Genomic DNA, 20549 nt, shown 5'->3' with positions numbered 1-20549 from the left:
ACTTAGACTTACTTAGACTTACTTAGACTTACTTAGATATTTTAGATTGTTAGAGTATTGGAGTATTTTGCCACGAATCCACGAATATTTTATGGTAGTACTATAATTATTACAAATACACATTCGTAACCAACTGCGCTACTGTAGCATGATCGCTTCCGCCAGCAGGTTCAATGGTAATGTTTAGTGAAGCAGCTTCATCAATGTATTGTAAGATAACAACATCTTTGCTTTTATCAATAATTCCCATATTGATCATTTCACCATCAACATCTGCCCACATTTGATAGGTTTTGTCCGCAGGCAATGCAGGAAGTTTTTGAGCGTTTACAACCGCCGATTTACTTTCGTGATTGATGTACGCTGTAGCCAATCCGCCAGGAATTTTATCGTTTCCTTTTAATGCGTATTGTAACGTATTTGGATCTTTGACAACTTCTGCCAATAATTGAGAATCTTTAAGGTTTCCTTCCAGATTCGCGATCTGCTGTTTTATCGTATTTAATTCTTGTTGTGTTACTTGTAAATTGTCTTGTGCAGTATTCCATTGCGTAAACATCCACAATGAACTTACCATGAATATAGCGGCAATTCCGGCAGCAATCCACATCAATACTTTAGGGTTCACACTTTTAGGTGCTGGCGGTTCTTCTTTTGGAAGTGTTTTTACTTTTGGATCATCATCTTGTATCGCAACAAATAGATTGTTTTTAATAAAATTGGGTGGTTGCACCGCATTTTCAAAAGCGATATTTTCAAAATCGGTTTCAATTTCCGAATACTTTACAGCTAAAATTTCATCTTCGGCTAACATTTTTTCGAGCGCAGCAATTTGCTCTTTAGGTAAAGTACCCAAAAAGTATTGTTCTAGCATTCCGCTTTGTATGATAGTATCTCTATCTTTCATGTCAATAATTCTAATATACAGATCAATAGCAACAATTCTTTTCCATATACAACACGCAACTTTTCTAACGCTTGACGTACATACGATTTAAAAGTTCCCAACGGAACGCCCATTTCTTCATGTGCTTCTTTGTGTGTAAGTCCGTTAAAATATACGAGTCGTAATGCTTTTTGATGATGTGCATCTAATTTAGACAATGCTCCTTTTAATTCTGTATGCAATTCTTGATTGTCTTCTACGCCTTCATCTTCATATACACTTAAATCTTCTAGTTGGATGAGTTTATCCTGTTTTCTTAAAAAATTTAAGGTTGTATTTCGAGCTATTCTATACAACCATGTGTAAAATTTTCCCTTCGATGCATCATATAGATGTGATTTATCCCAAGCTTTCATAAAAGTTTCTTGCAAAATTTCTTGTGCAGCTTCTTCATTTCTACACATACGAATAATGACACCATATATAGCACCCGAATAGTTGTCATATAACTTTGACAACGCAGCTTCGTCACGATTTTGAAATCGCTCAATAAATAAGGTATCGTTTTTCACTTCTCAGAATAAATCTTGTCAAATTTAAGAAAAAAATTAACCAAGCTCATCCAAACACTAAAAACATGTGTATATAAAATTGAAAGCGTTTAAGTATTCATAAAAAAATTTAAACGTCAAACAAAAAGAATCTAAAAACAAAAACAAAGAATTATGAAAAAATTAATCCTAACAATTACAACTGCAGCTCTATTTTTATTTACTGCGAATGTAAACGCTCAAAACCAAGATGTTGTTGATGTAGCAGCTTCTAACGACAGTTTTTCAACATTAGTTACTGCTGTAAAAGCTGCCGGATTGGTAGAAGCATTAAAAGGTGAAGGACCGTTTACAGTATTTGCACCAACAAACGATGCATTTGCTAAAATTGATGCGGCTACTTTAGGTTCATTACTAAAACCTGAAAACAAATCAAAATTAACAAGCATTTTAACGTACCACGTAATTCAAGGAAAATTAACTGCAAAAGACGTAGTTGCTGCTTTGAAAGCTGGAAAAGGAAAAGTGACGCTCACAACACTTAGCGGAGCAGAAATAACAGTTGTTCAAAACGACAAAGGAATTTGGTTGAAAGATGCTAACGGAAACTACAGCATGATTTCTAGTACAGATGTCATGGCTAGTAATGGAGTAATCCACGTAATCGATAGCGTAGTGATGCCTAAATAGTGTTAGTTAGTTTTACAATGAAGGGAATAGTTTCTAAAAGCTGTTCCCTTTTTTTATGCAATTGATTTTTACTTTCATCAAACTGAATAGCTAAAAAGTCTAGAAACCGTTCGATTGTTGGTATTGTTTTTGAATTGACTACTAATTCCTAGTAATTATTGTAAATTTAATATTTAAAAGTAAAAACAAACATCACATGCGAAACCAGACAATATTTTCGATAAAAAATATAGCTTTTCTTTTTTTCATTAGTTTGATATATCTCGCTTGCGCGAAAGAACAAAAACAGGAAACTCCAAAAACAAACGAACTCGCATTACAAGAAGAAACGATCGTTACAGAAAGTTTGATAAATCCCGAAGGAAAAACCATTCTTGCACGTTTCAACACACCAAAAAACTACACAAGAATTCCGCTTGAAGCAACTCATTTCGGAACCTATTTGCGAAATTTACCGCTGAAAGCATTCAACAGTACCGTAAAATACTTTGACGGTCGCGAAAAATACAATAACAATGTCTACATCTCAGTGGTCGATATGGAAATTGGCACACGCGATTTGCAACAATGCGCAGATGCAGTTATGCGTTTACGCGGCGAATACTTATTTGCACAAAAACGATTAAACGATATTCACTTCAACTTTCTATCGGATGGCAAACCAAGATATTTCAAGAAATATGCAAATGGCGATCATTCGTATAAAAAATTTAGAAAATACATGAATTATATCTTCGCGTATGCGAACACAGCTTCCTTACGAAAAGAACTCTCAAAGGTAACTGACATTAAGGATATTCAAGTTGGCGATGTATTCATTCAACAAGGAAATCCGTTCGGACATGCCGTTATTGTAGTTGATGTGGCAAAAAATGAATTGGGTGAAAAAATATTCATGCTGGCGCAAAGTTACATGCCAGCGCAGGAAACTCAAATCTTAGTCAACAAACAAAATTCAAAGTTAAGTCCTTGGTATAAAGCCAAAAAAGGCACATTACACACTCCCGAATGGACTTTTGAAAGTACTGATTTAAGACGATTTAAAGAATAAAAACGATGCTACCCAAAAACTAAAACCAAACCAATGAAAAAAACATTCAAAATTCTAGGAAAACTCGTCTTAGTCATTATCACCATTCTATTATTGCTACTTGCTTTTGTCTATATAAAATACAACGAACCCTTGCCAAAAGGTGTCGTTGGTGCAGAAGCTGATGCATTGGCCACAAAAATGCTAACAGCGGTAGATCATGAAGCCTATAAAAACACACGCTATTTAAGTTGGACATTTCGTGGTGGACATCACTATGTTTGGGATAAAGATCAACACAAGGTTGATGTTTCTTGGAGTGATACAAAAGTTGCTTTAAACTTAAAACAACCCAAAGCGAGTACTGTTACTATTAATGATCAGCAAGTTGAAGCAAATGAAGCATCAATACACATTGAAAAAGCACTTTCCTACTTTAACAATGACTCTTTTTGGTTGGTTGCGCCACATAAGGTATTTGATGAAGGTGTTACGCGTAGTATTGTCACACAAGAAAACAACGAAAAAGCACTATTAGTAACCTATACAAACGGAGGCACAACTCCGGGCGATTCTTATTTATGGATTTTAGATGAAAAAGGATTTCCAAAAGGCTATCAAATGTGGGTAAGTATTATTCCTATTGGTGGATTATATGCTTCTTGGGAGGATTGGAAAACGATGGAAAGTGGCGTTTCATTACCAAGCATGCACACCTTATTAATTATGGATATTCCTATGAAAAATGTCAAGGCTTGGAATTGAATCATTGCGAATCTGCTAAATTTTAACACAAAAAGCTTATAAATATTGAATGATTTTTATCGTATTTTAAAAAAAGAATTAACTTTACCGTACTTTTCACTAAACTAATTAACTAAAAATTATGAGAAAGAATTACTTTTTTATATTACTATTACTTCCCCTTTTTGCTTTTTCACAAGGAAAATCTTTTTGGAAAAAAACAGACAACGTAAGCTTTCAACAGAGTGAGTTGCTAGAAAGAGCTTCTACTCCTATTGCTTACGATGTGTACACATTAGATATCAATAGTTTAAAACAGCTATTAGCTGCAGCTCCTGATAGAGATCTTAACATTGGGTCTGAAATTGTTGTTCAGTTTCCAAATGCAGAAGGAAAAATGGAAGACTTTGAAGTATACAACGCTTCTGTAATGGAGCCAACGTTTGCTGCTAACTACCCAGAAATTCAATCGTATGTTGCTGTCAGTAGAGAAAACACAGGAACAATCATTCGCTTTTCTACAACAGTTTTAGGTTTTCATGCAACGGTACAAGCTATTGGAAAAACACTCTACATTGATCCATTAACAAATGATTTACAAACATACATCATGTATGAAAAAGAAAATCTATACTCAAACTTTGAAGATAGAATTGGATGTCTTGTAGATGAATCAACAGAAAACAGAACAAATGCTGATGCAGCTTTCGCTCCAGAAAATGCAAATGATGGAACCTTAAGAACATTCCGTTTGGCATTATCATGTACACAAGAATACGCTAACTATCATATCAATGCTGCTGGACAAGGTGCTGCAACGGACGCTGTAAAAAGAGCAACCGTTTTAGCTGCAATGAACGTAACTATGACAAGAGTTAATGCTGTTTTTGAAAGAGACATGTCATTAACAATGACCTTAGTAGACAACACAAGTATTATTTTCTTAGCGGAAAATGATGGATTCACGGATAGTGATGCTACGTTATTAATTAATGAAAATCAAGCAATCATTGATGCAAACATTGGAACAGCAAATTATGACATCGGTCATGTATTTACTACTGGTGGTGGTGGATTAGCTGCACGTGGTGGTATTTGTTACAGTAATGCAAAAGCAAGAGGTGTAACAGGATCTCCAAATCCTGTAGGTGATCCTTTTGATATTGACTTCGTAGCACACGAAATGGGGCACCAATATGGTGCAAACCATACATTCAATGGTGGACAAGGATCTTGTTCTGGTGGAAACAGAAGTGCAACAACTGCTGTAGAACCAGGAAGTGGAACAACAATCATGGCGTATGCTGGAATTTGTGGTTCAGACAATGTACAAGGAAACAGTGATGATCACTTTCACGCAATTAGTATTGCCGAAATGTGGGAACGTATTACGCCTCCTGGAGAACCAACATGTTCTACAAATACACCAAACGGAAATACAGCTCCAGTTGTAAATGCTGGTGCTGACTATACAATTCCTTACGGAACAGCATTCACATTAAGCGGAACTGCAACAGATGCAAACGCTGGTGATGTATTATCATACTGCTGGGAACAAACTGATGTAGGAGTTACAACAAACGTACCTTCTACAACAAGCACTACAGACCCACAATTTAGATCATACTCACCTATGACAACTGGCGATCGTACATTTCCACAATTAAGCGATATCCTTGATAATAACTTAACACCTGCTTGGGAAGTAATGCCAAGTGTAGCTAGAACAATGGATTTTGCTTTAACAGTAAGAGACAATGGTTCTCCAAATGGTGGACAGACAAATAGAGCTAACATGACTGTTACAACTGCAAATACAGGTCCTTTTAGAGTAACAGCTCCAGATACAACAAACGAAAGTTTCTCAACTGGAACTAGTACAAATGTTACTTGGGACGTTGCTGGAACAACTGCAAACGGAATCAATACGAGTAATGTAAATATCTTATTATCTACGGATGGTGGACTTACTTTTCCAACTACATTAGCTGCAAACACTGCAAATGATGGAACAGAATCAATTACATTTCCTATCGTTTTTGAACCATATTGTAGAATTAAAATTGAAGCGGTTGGAAACATTTTCTTTGCAATCTCAAAATCATTCTCAATTGGAGCTACCGTAGTAGATGCGACTGTTTGTAATACATACACAACGGGAGCTATTGCAACTGCAATTCCTGATGGTGGTGGCGCAAACGTACAAGGAACACCAGTTTTTATTCCTGTAACAGTTACCGAGTCAACTCCAATTACAGATCTTAGAGTACGTGCTGACGTTACGCATTCATACATTGGAGATTTAATCATGCAATTACAAACACCAAATGGTGGAGGTTTCTCAAATATCTGGGCAAGAACATGTAATACTGCTCAATTTGGAAATATAGACGTAACGTTTAAAGACGGTGAAGCTGCAATTATGTGTGCAAATCCAACTACTGGATTATATGCGCCAGCGAATCCAATGACTGGATTTTTAGGAAATAATCCTTCTGGAACTTGGAACTTAGTATTTGTTGATTTCTTCAATGGAGATACTGGAGTTGTAAATGAGTGGTCTGTTGAACTATGTACTACTTCGACAACTGTTACACTAAGCAATGAAGAATTCACTTTAGAAAACTTCGCTTTATATCCAAACCCAAACAAAGGTGATTTCTCATTATCATTCAACTCAACTTCTGGAGAAAACATTGATGTCAATGTATATGATATCTCTGGAAGATTAGTACACACTAAAAACTACAACGCAACTTCAACTTTCAATGAAAACATTTCATTAAAGAATGTAAGCTCAGGTATGTATTTAATCTCTGTGACTGATCAAGATAAAACAGTAACTAAGAAATTGATTATCGAATAATCATATTTCTCAATCATATAAAAAGCTCCGAAATGTATGTTTCGGAGCTTTTTTTTTGTGAAACTCAATTTTAGGAAGCCTGCGAAGGCGAACCTCAAATTGTAAGCTGAACAAATCTCACTGAAAAGTGATATCTCTCATATTTTATCATACTATATGAATACACTATTCGAGTACACATACGATATCTTAATGTGGATTTCTGAGCATACTGGCTTCACGTACAAAGAAATCAATATCATTATATGGTTTATTATCATTCCACTTTCGTGGATGTGTCTCTTGGACAAAATTTATAAGCAGCGAAAATTCACCATTGGCTTTAGTGTGCTCGTTATCGCGTCACTCCTATTCATTCCCGATTTTACAAAATTCAGTGATTGGCTCTTTCAAAAATCAGTAGATTTCCTGAATCTTTTCAACACCTTCGGAAGTAACTATGTCGCTTCTTCCGTGATTATTTGTCTTTTCATTCCCATAGGAATTTATGTAGTTTTGATTCGGAAGGCTTTCTTTAAAAAAATAAATAATTAGGATTGTTGATTTTCTAAGTTATTAAAATAATTTTGGATCCAATCGTTAATATGATTATTACTATCTCGATATGCAGATAACTTAACTTTTGTAGTTCTTATCTCAATTTGAATTTTACAAATTGAATACATTATAAAATTATATTTTGAATTTTTCCCTTCTAAAAGAATATAATAGTCTTCGTTCTTTCTAGGGTCATTTTTTATTTTTTCAATTTTGTTAGAGAAATATTTTTCTGTTATATCTGTTATGATTTTAGTAAGTGGGATTTCTTGATGAATTTTATTAATTCTTTTCACATGAGTTACTAACTTTTTCTCTTTATCCACTAAATACAAATTAAATTCATCGTAATCATTAGGATTATCATCTACTATTTTGATTATAATATCTTCTTCATAATCATCTTTTGGATAACAATTATGCAAGAATATATTTTTCTGAGTTAAAAATTTTTCTTCTTTAGAAAAATCTCTAAAATTATATTTTAAATAACCCTTGAAATCAAGTTCTGCTTTATAATTATTACTCATATTAATATTATAGGCAGTCAATAAAAACTTTTCCTGAGTTGATAAATTATTAAAAAGTGTATTGAAATAAAACTCTTTATTTTCCTCTCTTATTTTCTTTGAAATAAAGGCAATAATCCCTGAAACTTCATCATATAAAATCTTGATAATATGATATCGTTCTATTTCATCAATTGGATTTGAGTTAGTTATATCTGAATCAAAGATATTTCTAGTTTTTAAAAAACTTGAATATTTCTTCAAATACCATTTTAAACTACCGTGAATACTTTCTAAAGCATCATAACCAGTAATATTTTCTCTAATTCGTTCTCTATCTTTAAAACTATTTACTAATTTTCTATGATTATCCAACAAATTAAAAAAAGTTGTATCTAGTTTCTGATCAAGCATAATACTTGCTTGCGCTTTAAATACTTCTTTTGATTCTCTTAGTTCTTCTCTATTCAGCTTTAAATCTGCTTGTTGATATTTAATTTCAATCTTCTGTCCAAGAAAAGCTATGTAGATAAAGAATAATCCTGCTAATGCCCATAATGAACCAGAAACTCCGCCAACAAAATCTCCAACCTCATTAAAATCATCTCTTTTCAAAATCCAATAATAAAGACCAATAATAAAAACGATAAAACCTAGCGCGACAAATAACCAACCAAAAATTTTAAATATTATAATTGCCTTTTTAGTTTTAGTAACTTCAGCGTCAAAACCTTCTTCATTCATAAAATTAAATTAAGTACTAAATATACTACTAAAATAAAGGAAATACACCATTGATTATAAATTCAATACTGATGAAAAATTGAGATTACACATTGTGATATACTGCTTCTAAAATTCGTACCTTTGCGTTTTGCAAAAAACTATGACGAAATACGAAGAAAATATAGAAGTGCAAGGTGCAAGAGTTCACAACCTAAAAAATATTGATGTTACGATTCCTAGAGAAAAATTAGTGGTCATCACTGGACTTTCAGGAAGTGGAAAATCATCCTTAGCTTTTGATACGATTTATGCCGAAGGACAACGAAGATATATCGAAACATTTTCTGCGTATGCGCGCCAATTTCTCGGCGGACTCGAACGTCCAGATGTTGATAAAATTGATGGTTTATCGCCCGTAATCGCCATAGAACAAAAAACAACGAGCAAAAGTCCACGATCTACGGTTGGAACCATTACAGAAATCTACGATTTTTTACGCTTACTATTTGCAAGAGCTTCAGATGCATACAGTTACAACTCTGGTGAAAAAATGGTGAGTTATAGTGATGAACAAATCAAAAGCTTAATTCTCAACGATTTCAAAGACAAACGTGTCAACATTCTCGCGCCAGTTATCCGTTCCCGTAAAGGACATTACCGCGAATTATTCGAAAACATTGCCAAACAAGGATTTGTAAAAGTACGTGTCGATGGTGAAATTGTAGACATTGAAAAGGGAATGCGCGTTGACCGTTACAAAACACACGAAATTGAAATCGTTATTGATCGTTTAGTTATTGATGATGAAGTTGACAATGACAAACGCTTAACAGAAACGATCAAAACGGCAATGTATCACGGTGATGATGTATTAATGGTCATTGATCAAGATGCGCCAAAAGAAGCACGCTATTTCAGTCGGAATCTCATGTGTCCGACTTCAGGAATTTCCTATCCGAATCCTGAACCGAATACATTCTCGTTCAACTCTCCAAAAGGAATGTGTCCAAATTGCAACGGACTAGGAACGCTTCACGAAGTAAATCAAAACAAAGTAATTCCTGATGCGAAAGCAACGATTAATGCTGGTGGAATTGCGCCTTTGGGCGAATATAAAAAATCATGGATTTTCAAACAATTGGAAATCATAGCAGAACGATACGAATTCAAACTAACAGATCCAATTAGCAAAATTCCGCAGGAAGCAATGGACGTAATTTTGAATGGTGGCAACGAAAAATTCTCGATTATTAGCAAAACGCTAGGTGTTACGCGTGACTATAAAATTGACTTTGAAGGCATCGTAAGTTTCATCAAAAATCAATACGAAGACAGCGATTCGGCTTCCATCAAACGTTGGGCAAAAAATTACATGGACAAAGTAAACTGTCCTGAATGTGAAGGTTCACGACTGCGCAAAGAATCTTTATACTTTAAAGTCAACGAAAAAAACATTTCGGAATTGGCAACTATGGATGTTGTAGAATTAGCGGCTTGGTTTGATGGTTTAGATGAAAAACTTTCGGAAAAACAACGCGCCATTGCTACGGAAGTTGTTAAAGAAATCGCCACACGATTACGCTTTTTATTAGATGTTGGTCTAAATTATCTTTCATTAAGCAGAAGTTCAAAATCATTATCTGGTGGGGAAGCACAACGCATCCGATTGGCAACACAAATTGGCTCACAATTAGTAGGTGTTTTATACATTTTAGATGAGCCAAGTATCGGTTTACACCAAAGAGATAACGAAAAACTAATCAATTCGCTTGAATCCTTACGGGATATTGGAAACTCTGTCATTGTGGTTGAACACGATAAAGATATGATAGAACGCGCCGATCATGTTATTGACATTGGTCCGCATGCAGGACGACATGGAGGTGAAATTATCTCAGAAGGAACGCCACAAGAAGTATTAAAACATGATACACTAACGGCTGCCTATCTCAACGGAAACAAACAAATTGCAATTCCAACTGAACGCAGAAAAGGAAATGGTAATAAATTAGTATTAAAAGGTGCCACAGGAAATAACTTAAAAAATGTTTCCGTTGAATTTCCATTAGGACAAATGATTGGCGTTACGGGCGTTTCTGGTAGTGGAAAATCTACTTTAGTAAATGAAACACTCTACCCTATTCTAAATGCGCACTTTTTCAACGCTGTAAAAGAACCAATGTCATACAAAAGCATCAAAGGTTTAGAGCATATTGACAAAGTAATAGACATCAACCAATCGCCAATTGGACGTACGCCGCGTTCAAATCCTGCAACATATACAGGTGTTTTTAGCGAAATAAGAAGTCTCTATGCAAAAACATCCGAATCGATGATTCGTGGATACAAACCAGGAAGATTCAGTTTCAATGTAAAAGGCGGACGTTGCGAAACCTGTCAAGGTGGAGGATTGCGCGTGATAGAAATGAACTTTTTGCCAGATGTATATGTAGAATGTGAAACCTGTAATGGGAAACGATTCAATAGAGAAACACTAGAAATTCGATACAAAGGAAAATCAATTGCCGATGTATTAAGCATGACGATGAACGAAGCCGTAAAATTCTTTGAACCGATTCCAAAAATTCATCGCAAACTAAAAACCATCAAAGATGTTGGTTTAGGTTATATTACGCTTGGACAGCAAAGTACAACGCTTTCTGGTGGCGAAGCACAACGTATCAAACTGGCAACAGAACTTTCTAAAAGAGATACCGGAAATACATTCTATATCTTAGATGAACCCACAACTGGACTACATTTTGAAGACATTAGAGTCTTGATGGATGTATTAAATAAATTAGTAGACAAAGGAAATACTATTGTGGTTATTGAGCATAATATGGACGTCATCAAAACGACCGATTATATCATTGATATTGGTTACGAAGGCGGAAGAGGCGGCGGACAAGTCATCACTACGGGAACTCCAGAAGAAGTTGCCAAACATAAAAAAAGTCATACAGCGCGTTTCTTAAAGAAGGAATTAGCCTTACAAACGAACTAATAAAAACAAAAAATGTTATGAAAAAATTGATAGTAGTTGTTGTTGGATTATTCCTAATTTCATGTGATAATACTGAAGAATACGATAAAATTGCAGGAGAATGGAATTGTACACAATGGATTGTAGAATCGACAGGAGAAGATAGATGCAACGATAATGTATACTTCAATTTCAAACGCGATAAAACATACGCTTCCAAAATAACTGGAGAAGAAGAAACTGGAGTTTATAAATTAGCAAACGGATTACTCTACTCTACGCCAAAAGGAAAATTAGAAATTGGCGTTGAAATTAATAAACTGAATAATGATACCTTGCAATTTATCATGAGCAGAGCTGGATCAAAAGAAATATTGACATTACTCAGAAAGAAATAAAATTACGTTTCGCTCACTATTTGAGTTGAAGATTATACCTAAAAAAGCTGTCTAGAAATTAATTCCAGACAGCTTTTTCAAGATAAAAAATGACTCAAATCTTTAACAAAACGCTTGTTGTGAGTGATATGGATCATGTGGATTATGTGGATCGCAATTACATGATTGTAGTCCTACGCATACAGTAGCACCATTCTGAGAGCTTAAACAAATTTGCTCTGATGGACATATTTCAATATCTTTTGTGATACATGGTAAATTATCACTAATAAAGCAAAAACAAGTATCAGTAAATCCTCCACCAAATTGTTTAGAACTCTCTAAATTTGAAATACGTTTTTTGTTAAGTTTTAATTTAGTTAATTTCTTTTTTTTCATGATTACCAAAGTTTAGATTAATCCCAATAAGATATAATATTTCATTAACATTTTGGTAAGTAAATACCGTATTTTAAATACGTTAAACCATTGAAAACTAAGTTTTTAACTTGCTTTTTTATATAAAAAAATTTGAAAAACGATAACATAGTCCCTATTTTGAAACAATATTTAATTTTAGATAGATTGTGTTTTTAGATCAAATAATACCTTGGTATGCTTTGATTAAAAAAGGAATTACCATAAAAATAAAACTGTCTAGAAATTACTTCCAGACTGCTTTTTAGCTATGCAATAATCCTATTGCAATCTATAACTTATCTAATTTCCCTTGCGCAACACCTGCGTCAACTTGTCCAAAAGGATTTCCTCTAAAGTATAATTTGATGCCTCCGTCTTTCATTCCTTTAAAGCTCAAGAAATACACTATCCCAAATGAAGTGTAAAAACAAGAAACCGTTTTTTATCCCCAAACATAATTCCCTATATCAGTAAATTCTTTTAGTGTTTGAAGTTTAAAATACTTTAAGATATTTTTAAAAAAAAGTTTGATTCATTTTTATAGAGAAAGTAGTATCTTAGCACGCTTTGATAAAAAATAAATGAACATGAGAAAAGAAAAGAACAACAAGGGTTGGAACGAAATAAAAACGAACGATTCTTGGGCACTTTTTAAAATAATGGGCGAATTCGTAAACGGATTCGAAAAAATGAGTCAAATTGGCCCATGTGTTTCCATCTTTGGATCTGCACGAACAAAACCAGACAATAAATACTACAAATTAGCACAAAAAATTGCGCATACAATCGTTGATCACGGTTATGGAGTCATTACTGGCGGTGGTCCAGGTATTATGGAAGCTGGTAACAAAGGTGCACATTTAGGTGGCGGAACTTCCGTTGGATTAAACATTGTATTACCGTTTGAGCAACATGACAATCCATATATTGATGCAGATAAAAGTATCAACTTTGATTACTTCTTTGTTCGTAAAGTAATGTTTGTAAAATATTCGCAAGGATTTGTTGTAATGCCTGGTGGATTCGGAACCTTGGATGAACTATTTGAAGCAATCACACTAATTCAAACAAAAAAAATTGACAAATTCCCGATTATTTTGGTTGGAACCGAATTTTGGTCTGGCTTAATGGATTGGGTAAAAGCTACATTATTAGACAAGTTCGCTAACATCAGTGAAGGCGATTTAGACCTAATTCATATCGTAGATAATGAAGACGAAGTATTGGACATCTTAGATGCTTTCTACAGAAAGTCAGCGCTAAGTCCAAACTTCTAAAAAAAGTACCGTAGAATAATTGCTCCCAAAAAAGAAAATGAAAAAGTTACTCATTATCCTTTGCTTCGGTTTAGGATTACTACAAATAAATGCACAGGAAAATATCAAGACGATGTTTTACAATCTCTTGAATTTTCCAGATATTTCTCCAGATCGAATTGATGATTTGGAACTGATCATTACTGACTATCAACCAGATTTACTCATGGTGTGTGAATTAAATGATGTATTTGGTGCTGGCGTAATTTTAACACGATTACAAACCATCAATCCAAATTATGCGCAAGCAACATTCTTTACAAACACTTCCGATGATGCTTTTGGAGATTTTGACGATTTACAAAACCTAATTTATTACGATAGCAGCAAATTCATATTAGAAGCGCAAGACATTGTACAAACTACGATTCGCGATTTTAATAGATATACCTTAAAATTAAATACAGTAAACCAAGTTGCGAATCCAATTCGTTTAGAAGTCTTTGTTGGACACTTAAAAGCTGGAAATTCTCCCGAAGACGAAATAAAACGTTTTTTAATGGCCGAACAACTCACTTCGTATCTTTCTACGCTTGACGCGAATACTTACGTGCTATTTGCAGGAGATTTAAACCTATACACGAGCAATGACATTACTTTTAATAAATTAACGGATCCTACAGAACACATTCCTTTAATAGATCCTATCAACCGTTTGGGCGATTGGCACAACAACAGTAGTTTCATTGATGTACTTACACAATCAACGCGTACACAAAGTGGTTTAGGTGGCGCATCTGGTGGTTTTGATGATCGTTTTGATTTCATCTTAACTTCTGGAAACATCTTGACAAATCCGGATTTATATTACGTACCAAACTCATACAAATCGTTTGGAAACAATTTAAATCCAAGCTGTTACAATAGTGCTATCAACTCAACAGATTGTGCGCCATTACCTGGTGCAACAACGATTTACTCACAAGCGCTTCGCAATGCATTGCATGACATGAGCGATCATTTGCCAGTTGTAATGGAATTAGAAACAAACGAGCAATTACTTAATACTTCTCAATTTGCAGAAGCGGCAACCTTCAACTTTATTCGAGGAAATGTTGTGGAAGATCAATTGTCATTTATGTTAAATTCTACACAAAAAAACAATGAATACGCGATATATGACGTTTTAGCGCGTAAATTGACATCTGGAAAGATGAATAATAATGATATTACAAACGTAGATGTTTCGTACCTACCGAAAGGCATCTATTATTTGAAAATCAAAAACTATACAGAAACTCAAAAATTTATCAAAAAATAAAATTGAATACAATACGCCGCCATTTCGCATTATACCTACTCCTACTCTTAAGCATTTCAGCTTTTGGGCAACATAAAAATACGCTTACAGCAACTGTATATGCGGAAGCTAAAAGGATTAAGGTTGTTCAAAAAATCACATACCAAAATGAAACGGGCAAAGTGCTCAATGAAATCTATCTGAACGATTGGAATCATGCATTCTCTGGAAAAGACACACCTTTAGCAAAACGATTTGCCGAAGAATACCGTAGAAATTTTCACTTATCTCGAAAGAAAAAAAAGGGAAATACTACAATTGAAGGAATTTCCACAAACGGAACATCTGCTAATTGGGAACGATTAGAAAAGCAAATAGACATTATAAAAGTAACGCTTGATAAACCATTGCAACCCAACGAAAGTGTTGCATTCGATTTAATTTACGAAGTAAAATTACCAAGTGACGAATTTACACGCTACGGTTACAAAGATGATGGCGATTTTAGTCTAAGATATTGGTATATCACGCCTGCCGCTTATAATGATGGTTGGAAATTATACAGCAACAAAAACTTAGATGATTTATATACAGAGCAATCAGAGCACAACATTACACTAATTTTCCCAAAGAAATTCAATGTAATATCAACTGCAGATACGGTTGTAAATGATGAAGAAGGCATTGTGCAACTTACAGGAAAAAACGTAAAAGACATTACCATTCTATTGCGTCAAAACGCTGAATTTAAAACTTATCAAACTGATAAAGTAAACATTACAACAAACTTAGATGCTTTTGGATTGGATGAAAAACAACGTGCAATTGCCATTGATAAAGTAGTACAATTTATCTATGAGAAGTTGGGCGAATTTCCGAGAGAAAACATGATGATCTCAAAAATTGACAACAAAAAAAATCCTGTATACGGATTGGGTCAATTGCCGTCATTCATCAGACCGTTTACAGATGATTTTCAATATGAAATTAAAGTATTAAAAGCTGTCTTAACCAAAAACTTAGAAGAATCTATGTGGATGGACACGCGAAAAGAAAAGTGGATTTCTGATGCGCTCGAAACGTATATGTTAATGGTATATGCGGAAACGTACTATCCAAATATGAAGCTAACAGGTGGATTGTCAAAAGTTTGGGGCGTTCGTTCATACGAATTTGCAAAACTAGAATTCAACGATCAATATCCGTTTCTGTACATGCTCATGGCGCGTAAAAACATTGATCAACCGTTAAGCACTCCAAAAGACTCACTGACAAAATTTAACAATAACATCGCCAACAAATACAAAGCTGGTGTTGGATTGAAATACTTAAAATCCTATTTTGATGAAACCATAATTGATGATTTTGTCAAAGAATTCTACACGACGAATCGTTTAAAAAAATCGAATCGTGCTGACTTTGAAAACTTGTTAAAATCAAAAGCACCAAAAGATATTGATTGGTACTTTGACAACTATGTAGATTCAAGAAAACGAATTGATTACAAGATTAGAACCGTTGAAAAAACAGATGATTCATTACAAGTTACCATCAAAAACAAATATGATGGCAACTTCCCTATTTCGTTATTCGGAATCAAAAATGATTCAGTAGTTTCAAAATATTGGATTACGGATGTTGGCGAAAAGAAAACGGTGACCATTCCACGTGAAGGCATTGACCGTTTGGTATTGAACTATGATAAAATCATTCCAGAATTCAACCAAAGAGACAACTGGAAATCGCTCAACGGATTTTTTGCCAACAACAAAAAATTAAAATTCACCTTCTTTAAAGATGCCGAAAACCCGCATTACAATCAAATATTCTTTGTGCCAATTGCACAATTCAACTTATATGACGGATTCACGCCAGGAATGCGTTTCTACAACAAAACATTCCTAACAAAGCGTTTATTGTATGATTTTAAACCATCGTACGGATTGCGTTCAAAACAATTGGTAGGTTCGGGAAGCATCTCGTATCGTCATGATATTGAAAGTAAAAGTGACTTATACTTTGCGCGTTTTTCCATGTCTGGAAATTACTATAATTACGAAGAAGGTTTAACGTATACGCGATTAGTGCCTAAAGTAACGTTTGGTTTTAGAAATCCAGATTTCAGATCAAATCAAAAAGCATTTTTAGACTTTAGATATATTATTGTACAACGCGAACAATCTACGGATATAGCGGTTGAAAATGAACCAAATTACAACGTTTTCAATGCGCGTTACGTATATTCAAACCCTGATCCAATTCGTCATTTTACCTGGTTTACGGACTTTCAATTAGCAAAACGATTCTCTAAAATTTCATTCAATTTAAACTATAGAAAACTATTCCAAGACAACCGACAATTAAATGTGCGTTTCTTCTTTGGGAAGTTCTTATTTAATGATACAAACTCTGATTTCTTTAGCTTTGCGCTAGATAGGCCAACGGATTATTTATTCGATTACAACTATTACGGACGTTCAGAAGACACCGGATTGTTCAGTCAGCAATTAGTCGTTGCAGAAGGTGGATTTAAGTCTAAACTAGAAAATCCGTTCTCTAACGATTGGATTGGAACGGCAAATGCGAGTTACAGTATTTGGAAATGGATTGAAGGTTATGCCGATATCGGAATCATCAAAAATACAGATGTAAATGCTCGATTTGTATACGACTCCGGAATTCGCTTGAACTTAGTACCTGATTATTTTGAATTGTACATTCCTGTATATTCTAACAATGGCTGGGAAATTGCACAACCAGGTTTTGATCAACGCATTCGATTTATTGTTACGTTAAGCCCAAAAACGTTGACGAAATTATTCACACGGAAGTGGTTTTAAGATTTTAGGTATTAGGTAATAGGTAATAGGTAATAGGTAATAGGTAATAGGTAATAGGTAATAGGTAATAGGTAATAGGTAATAGGTAATAGGTAATAGGTAAATTAAAAATCATTAATCTAATATGTCTTTACGAGCGAGATTTCTTTTGAAATTTAGTTCATTAGAAAAGCTCTAATCGCTTCATTTTCAATGGTAAAAAAATATTCAATTTTACGTTTAAAATATTAGACAATTGTCAGTCAAAAAGTGATTTTCTCACAAAAATTGAATAAATCGTAATAAAAATAACATTTCATTACATTATTATCATTTTTTTAATACTCTTCGCTATTGCAAATCCGCTCACTTTTTGTTAAGTTTGCAAGACTTCAATTCACGATACTCTATGCAAGCAAAAGTTGAGAACACACACGATATTTCATTCGATCAATTCAAAGAAGAAATCATGCAGGATTATACCATTGCGGTAACCAGCAGAGAATGTAGTCTTTTGGGTCGTAGAGAAGTATTGACAGGAAAAGCCAAGTTTGGTATTTTCGGTGACGGAAAAGAAGTTCCACAACTTGCCTTAGCCAAAGCATTTCAAAATGGTGATTTTAGATCGGGTTATTATCGCGATCAAACCTTTATGATGGCAATTGGCGAATTGGACATTCAACAGTTTTTTGCAGGATTGTATGCACATACCGACATTGAAGTAGAACCAATGTCTGCGGGAAGACAAATGGGCGGACACTTTGCAACGCACAGTTTGGATAAAAATGGTGAATGGAAAAATTTACTACAACAAAAAAACTCAAGTGCTGACATCTCTCCTACTGCTGGACAAATGCCACGCTTACTAGGATTAGCACAAGCTTCTAAAATATACAGACAGGTTGACGGAATTGATACTGAAAAGTTCTCTGACAACGGAAACGAAATTGCTTGGGGAACTATTGGAAACGCAAGTACGAGTGAAGGTTTATTCTTTGAAACCATCAATGCTGCGGGTGTTTTACAAGTACCAATGGTAATGAGTGTTTGGGATGATGAGTACGGAATTTCGGTACATGCAAAACATCAAACGACCAAAGAAAACATTTCTGAAATCTTAAAAGGGTTTCAACGTACAGAAACAGAAAAAGGATATGAAATCTTTACCGTAAATGGTTGGGATTATCCTTCCTTAATAGCAACCTACCAAAAAGCATCGGATATTTCACGTGCAGAACACGTTCCTGTGTTGATTCACGTACAGCAAGTAACACAACCGCAAGGACATTCTACTTCGGGTTCACACGAACGTTATAAGAGTAAAGAACGCTTAGCTTGGGAAGTTGAATACGACTGTAATGCACAAATGCGCAAGTGGATCATTGAAAATGGTATTGAGTCTGAAGAAAGTTTAACTGCCTTAGAAAAAGATATCAAAAAGCAAGTTCGCGACGGTAAAAAAGCGGCTTGGTCAGCGTTTGTAGCGCCCATGAAGCAAGAACGAGATGAAGCTATTGCTTTATTAGAAAACTTAGCACCATCAAGTCCTAACAAAGTTTTCATCAACAAACTAAAAGAAGAATTAGCTGCTATTGCAGAACCTATTCGCAAAGAAATTGCAGGATATACACGCAAAGCACTGCGTTTAGTCATTGGAGAAACTTCTAACGAAAAACAAGCTTTAAGTAATTGGATCAAAGCATACTTTGAGAAAATTCAACCAAAATACAGTTCGCACTTATACAGTGAATCTGATAAAAGTGTACATCATATTGAAGCGAATGCACCAATTTACGATGCTTCAGCAGATGAAGTAGACGCACGTTTAATATTGAGAGATAACTTTGATGCGATTTTTGCAAAATATCCTGAAGTTTTAATCTTTGGAGAAGATGCAGGAGAAATTGGCGATGTAAATCAAGGTTTGGAAGGAATGCAAGAGAAATATGGCGAATTGCGTGTTTCTGATACCGGAATTCGTGAAGCAACTATTCTTGGACAAGGAATTGGAATGGCGATGCGTGGCTTACGCCCTATTGCAGAAATTCAATATTTAGATTACTTATTATACGCATTGCAAATCATGAGTGATGATTTGGCAACCTTACAATACAGAACCAAAGGAACACAAAAAGCGCCTGTAATTATCAGAACGCGTGGACATCGTTTGGAAGGAATTTGGCATTCTGGTTCGCCAATGGGCGCGATTATCAACTCCATTCGTGGAATTCATGTCTTAGTGCCAAGAAACATGACCAAAGCCGCAGGATTCTATAACACATTACTAGAAAGTGATGAACCAGCCTTAGTGATTGAATGTTTGAATGGTTATCGTTTAAAAGAAAAATTACCAACCAATTTAGGTGAATTCAAAACGCCTTTAGGAGTTGTAGAAACCATCAAAGAAGGAACCGACATGACGATTGTTTCGTATGGTTCTACACTAAGAATCATAGAACAAGCTGCCAAAGAATTGCAAGCGGTCGGAATAGACATTGAAATCATTGATTGTCAATCTTTATTACCTTTTGACATTCATCATGATATTGTAAAAAGTGTTTCAAACACAAATCGTTTATTAGTTATTGATGAAGATGTGCCTGGTGGCGCTTCTGCGTTTATCATGCAAAATATTATAGACGACCAAGATGCGTACAAACATTTGGACAGCAAACCGCAAACTTTAACGGCAAAAGCACACAGACCAGCTTATGGAACTGACGGAGATTACTTCTCTAAACCTTCTGTAGAAGATGTATTTGAAAAAATTTACAGCATGATGCATGAGTCAAATCCAACGGATTTTCCTAAGATGTACTAATTACACGTCACATTCAACTTTTACGCTTAGC

Annotated in this window: 15 protein-coding genes; 11 read left to right on the top strand and 4 right to left on the bottom strand. The window is 34.7% G+C overall.

Features of this window, described 5'->3' with window-relative positions:
• Positions 1-109: 109 nt before the first annotated feature.
• Together H2O64_RS09395 and H2O64_RS09390 are read right to left on the bottom strand one after the other, a co-directional pair.
• Positions 110-907: an anti-sigma factor gene (locus H2O64_RS09395; RefSeq protein ID WP_187561935.1), complete on the bottom strand. Its 798-nt coding sequence runs from the start codon at positions 905-907 to the stop codon at positions 110-112.
• A complete protein-coding gene (locus H2O64_RS09390) occupies positions 904-1458 on the bottom strand; it encodes an RNA polymerase sigma factor (RefSeq protein ID WP_187561934.1) in 555 nt (184 codons plus the stop codon). The genes H2O64_RS09395 and H2O64_RS09390 overlap by 4 nt, the downstream gene beginning before the upstream one ends.
• A gap of 153 nt (positions 1459-1611) precedes the next feature.
• On the opposite strand from H2O64_RS09390, the gene H2O64_RS09385 reads away from it, so the two are divergent.
• The 5 genes from H2O64_RS09385 to H2O64_RS09365 all read left to right on the top strand — a co-directional run bounded on the left by H2O64_RS09385 (position 1612) and on the right by H2O64_RS09365 (position 7301).
• Positions 1612-2127 carry a fasciclin domain-containing protein gene (locus H2O64_RS09385; protein ID WP_187561933.1) on the top strand — a complete coding sequence of 172 codons (516 nt, stop codon included), beginning with the start codon at positions 1612-1614 and terminating at the stop codon, positions 2125-2127.
• A gap of 196 nt (positions 2128-2323) precedes the next feature.
• Complete coding sequence (locus tag H2O64_RS09380) at positions 2324-3178, top strand: DUF4846 domain-containing protein (protein WP_187561932.1); 855 nt, start codon at positions 2324-2326, stop codon at positions 3176-3178.
• A 33-nt stretch (positions 3179-3211) separates the two neighbouring features.
• Positions 3212-3922, top strand: a complete 711-nt coding sequence (locus H2O64_RS09375) for a hypothetical protein (RefSeq protein WP_187561931.1) — start codon at positions 3212-3214, stop codon at positions 3920-3922.
• Between the two features lie 121 nt (positions 3923-4043).
• A complete protein-coding gene (locus H2O64_RS09370) occupies positions 4044-6767 on the top strand; it encodes a zinc-dependent metalloprotease (protein ID WP_187561930.1) in 2724 nt (907 codons plus the stop codon).
• A gap of 156 nt (positions 6768-6923) precedes the next feature.
• Positions 6924-7301, top strand: a complete 378-nt coding sequence (locus tag H2O64_RS09365) for a hypothetical protein (RefSeq protein WP_187561929.1) — start codon at positions 6924-6926, stop codon at positions 7299-7301.
• On the opposite strand, the gene H2O64_RS09360 is transcribed toward H2O64_RS09365, so the two are convergent.
• The gene (locus H2O64_RS09360) at positions 7298-8557 is read right to left on the bottom strand and encodes a UbiA family prenyltransferase (protein WP_187561928.1); all 1260 of its coding nucleotides are present in this window, start codon (positions 8555-8557) and stop codon (positions 7298-7300) included. The two genes, H2O64_RS09365 and H2O64_RS09360, sit on opposite strands and share 4 nt — an antisense overlap.
• A gap of 142 nt (positions 8558-8699) precedes the next feature.
• Between H2O64_RS09360 and uvrA the strand changes: the two genes are divergently transcribed.
• Both uvrA and H2O64_RS09350 read left to right on the top strand, forming a co-directional pair.
• Entirely contained in the window at positions 8700-11546 is a 2847-nt protein-coding gene (uvrA, locus tag H2O64_RS09355; protein WP_187561927.1) for an excinuclease ABC subunit UvrA, read from the top strand.
• A gap of 17 nt (positions 11547-11563) precedes the next feature.
• Positions 11564-11923: a lipocalin-like domain-containing protein gene (locus H2O64_RS09350; protein WP_187561926.1), complete on the top strand. Its 360-nt coding sequence runs from the start codon at positions 11564-11566 to the stop codon at positions 11921-11923.
• A gap of 102 nt (positions 11924-12025) precedes the next feature.
• Here the strand turns inward: H2O64_RS09350 and H2O64_RS09345 are convergent, their stop codons facing one another.
• Positions 12026-12301 (bottom strand): hypothetical protein, encoded by a 276-nt coding sequence (locus tag H2O64_RS09345; RefSeq protein ID WP_187561925.1) that lies wholly within the window; start codon positions 12299-12301, stop codon positions 12026-12028.
• 608 nt (positions 12302-12909) lie between these two features.
• Here H2O64_RS09345 and H2O64_RS09340 point away from each other — a divergent pair.
• The 4 genes from H2O64_RS09340 to H2O64_RS09325 all read left to right on the top strand — a co-directional run bounded on the left by H2O64_RS09340 (position 12910) and on the right by H2O64_RS09325 (position 20518).
• The gene (locus H2O64_RS09340) at positions 12910-13599 is read left to right on the top strand and encodes an LOG family protein (RefSeq protein ID WP_187561924.1); all 690 of its coding nucleotides are present in this window, start codon (positions 12910-12912) and stop codon (positions 13597-13599) included.
• Positions 13600-13636: 37 nt separating this feature from the next.
• Positions 13637-14899, top strand: a complete 1263-nt coding sequence (locus tag H2O64_RS09335) for a T9SS type A sorting domain-containing protein (RefSeq protein ID WP_187561923.1) — start codon at positions 13637-13639, stop codon at positions 14897-14899.
• Positions 14900-14901: 2 nt separating this feature from the next.
• A complete protein-coding gene (locus H2O64_RS09330; RefSeq protein ID WP_215907145.1) occupies positions 14902-17718 on the top strand; it encodes a gluzincin family metallopeptidase in 2817 nt (938 codons plus the stop codon).
• Between the two features lie 388 nt (positions 17719-18106).
• Entirely contained in the window at positions 18107-20518 is a 2412-nt protein-coding gene (locus tag H2O64_RS09325; RefSeq protein WP_187561922.1) for an alpha-ketoacid dehydrogenase subunit alpha/beta, read from the top strand.
• Positions 20519-20549: the final 31 nt, after the last annotated feature.

Source organism: Kordia aestuariivivens, assembly GCF_014397005.1.
Classification (GTDB): Bacteria; Bacteroidota; Bacteroidia; order Flavobacteriales; family Flavobacteriaceae; genus Kordia; species Kordia aestuariivivens.
The sequence above is the reverse complement of the archived record's forward strand: the minus strand, read 5'-3'. Positions and strand labels throughout refer to the sequence as shown.